The sequence below is a fragment of the Ruminococcus sp. D54t1_190329_F1 genome, from assembly GCF_015551645.1.
Classification (GTDB): domain Bacteria; phylum Bacillota; class Clostridia; order Lachnospirales; family Lachnospiraceae; genus Blautia_A; species Blautia_A faecis.
In genome coordinates this window covers 1-1,648 of record NZ_JADNDC010000097.1, presented here as the reverse complement: position 1 = coordinate 1,648, position 1,648 = coordinate 1, and the positions used below count along the sequence as shown (strand labels likewise).

General features: G+C 36.1%; 1 pseudogene. It reads right to left on the bottom strand.

Annotation, left to right across the window (positions count from 1 at the left end):
- Positions 1 to 237: 237 nt before the first annotated feature.
- Positions 238 to 1,374: pseudogene (locus tag I2D69_RS19690) on the bottom strand (IS110 family transposase); the annotation flags it as partial.
- Positions 1,375 to 1,648 lie beyond the last annotated feature (274 nt).

Sequence of the window (1,648 nt, the reverse complement as noted above, 5' to 3'; positions counted from 1 at the left end):
TTGCTACGAAAATAAAAATCGCAGCCAAGACTTGAACCTTGACAACAAATGTTTTCAACAATTATGAAAGCATCACTATAAAGCAGTCATAATAATGGCTGCCAGCAGTGAAATATGATTTGTACAAAAGATGGATTATACTTGAGCTTCAACCGTATAGCCATGTTTTTCTAATTCTCGTATATAACGGGAAAGTTGTTTTTGCTCACAGTTTTTGCGCCTGACTTCAAAACAGTTTTCATCAAAATTAGTGCCTTGTTTTAGCATTGTATAAATGATAACAAGTAATTTACGAGCAAGAGCAACAATGGCTTTTCTGGCTCCTTTTTTCTGCTTGATTCTCCAATACCAGGCTGAAAGATATGTGTTTCGTTTGCCGGCAATTACCCAGGCAATCTCACAAAGCATACTTTTTATATAAGGATTGCCTTTTGTGATAGAGGTACTTTTTCTTTTTCCGGCACTCTCGTTATTGCCGGGACACAGACCGGCCCATGAACAGATGTGTTCTGCAGTTTTAAATGGTTTCATATCTGTACCGATTTCGGCAATGATTGCACAGGAAGCAGTTGTACTTATTCCATAGATAGTATTTAACTGTTCAATTTGTAAAGCGAATGGAAGCATATCTTCCTGAAGATGAGTTTCAATTTCAATAAGATGCTCTTTCATGGAATCATAATGACACATGAGGATTTTTAAGAAAGATTTTTGATGTTCTGAAAGAGTCCCATTTACAGACATGAGGATTTCATCAATGCGTTTTCTGGTTTTTGTTTTGAGATAAGAATCCAAAGATATTTTATCAATCTGTCCATGTTCCATCAAATGTAGAATAATGTTTCTGCCGGAAGCACCAAAAATATCAGAAATAAAAGAAGACAGACGAAAACCGGAACTCTGCAGGAATTTTTCAACCCTGTTTTTCTGGGAAGTAATATCGCGGATAATACTCTTGCGATAACGGTTTAAATCACGAAATTCACGAATCCTTTTTTCTGGAATAAAACTTGCATTAAGGAGTCCTGCACGTAGTAATGTAGAAATCCATTCAGAATCACGCATATCAGTTTTTTTGCCAGGAACGTTCTTCATATGGCGGGCATTAACAACTAATAAAGTGATATCTCCAGAGAAAGCATCTTCTAATATTTCGTAAATTGGAATCCAATAAATGCCAGTGCTTTCCATTGCAATATGATGGCAATTCTCTGAAATGATCCAGTCTCGTAAAGCAAGCATATCAGGAATTAAAGTGGTAAATTCACGAATTTCAGAGTGAGTAGGTTTACCTAATGGACCAGTTAGGATACATGCAACAATTTTTTCTTTGTGGATATCCAAACCACAGGAAATTTCTAAAAGATCTTTCATACAGACAGCCTCCTTTATAATAGAATTGACAGGAGATTTGCCCGAGATAATATGGACTTTGCTACTCGTGCTATCTGTAAAAGATGCGACAATATGCTGTACTCAAGGGCAAAACATTTACGTTGAAAAACGGGGTGAAAATCCTCCAAGGTACAATCAAACTTAATCCTGTCAATAACTATTGTAAAACAAGGCAGGAAGTAAAAAAAGTAGTGGAGGTCAATCCTCTATTTTCATTATAGGCTGTGATAAGCTTTCATGATTCGTTGAAAAT